Annotated in this window: 2 protein-coding genes and 1 pseudogene; all 3 read left to right on the plus strand. The window is 65.6% G+C overall.

Annotated elements, in window-relative coordinates:
• Positions 1–207: energy-coupling factor ABC transporter permease (locus tag DEQ92_RS21010; protein WP_199522953.1), on the plus strand; the 207-nt coding region annotated here is incomplete at its 5' end.
• Positions 207–530 carry a cobalamin transport operon protein gene (locus DEQ92_RS21015; RefSeq protein WP_115821728.1) on the plus strand — a complete coding sequence of 108 codons (324 nt, stop codon included), beginning with the start codon at positions 207–209 and terminating at the stop codon, positions 528–530. The genes DEQ92_RS21010 and DEQ92_RS21015, both read left to right, overlap by 1 nt.
• 2 nt (positions 531–532) lie before the next feature.
• A pseudogene (locus DEQ92_RS24480) lies at positions 533–777 on the plus strand (cobalt ABC transporter permease); the annotation flags it as partial.

Raw genomic sequence — 777 nt, forward strand, 5'->3', positions numbered from 1 at the left:
GTCGTCAGTGGCGTGAACGGGAGCGCGCTGCCGCGTGGTGACCTGACGATCGCGGTCGCTGGTCTCGTCGGGCTCAACCTCGGCGTCGCAGTCATCGAGGGTATCCTGACGGGATTCATCGTTCAGTTCCTCGCGTCCGTCCGCCCCGACCTCGTCGGCCTCGCCGACCGTGACACCCAGGAGGAGCCGACCGGGGTGACGGCCTGATGCAGCGCTGGAAGCAGTACGGCGGGCTCGCCGGTCTGTTCGCTGTCTTTCTCGCCGCTGGGTACTGGGGATTCACCACAACCGGTGGCGCAGTTCCGTGGGCCAAGCGCTCTGCGAAAGCCCTCCAGCGGGGTGTGCAGGAGGGTGGCGGGGCGCTTGTCGACTTCGGCCGCGGTATCGTTGTCGCCGGCCCCATCCGTAACGGCGGAATGATGCTCGAATTCGGTGCGCTCGTCCTCGTGTTGGTCGTGTTCGGTATCGGAGTGTACGTCTACGTCGACCGCTACGGCGGCTTCAAGGACGGAGAACGCCCAGCTCGGTAACCGTGACGACACTCTCGAACCACGTTCCTGACCCGCGGCTCATCACGGCGTCTGCCGAGCGGCGAGACGGACCGTTACACCGCGTCAATCCATGGACGAAGGTCGGCGTCGTCGGTGCACTCGTACTTGCGGTTACGGTGTTCGACCGTCTCGCGCTCTTGGCCGGACTGTACGGAGCCGTACTGGTGGTCTACGGACTCGCTGGACTGCCCTTTCGACGGTTGGCCGGCTGGTACACGCTGCCGAT

The organism is Haloferax sp. Atlit-6N (genome assembly GCF_003383195.1).
Taxonomy (GTDB): domain Archaea; phylum Halobacteriota; class Halobacteria; order Halobacteriales; family Haloferacaceae; genus Haloferax; species Haloferax gibbonsii.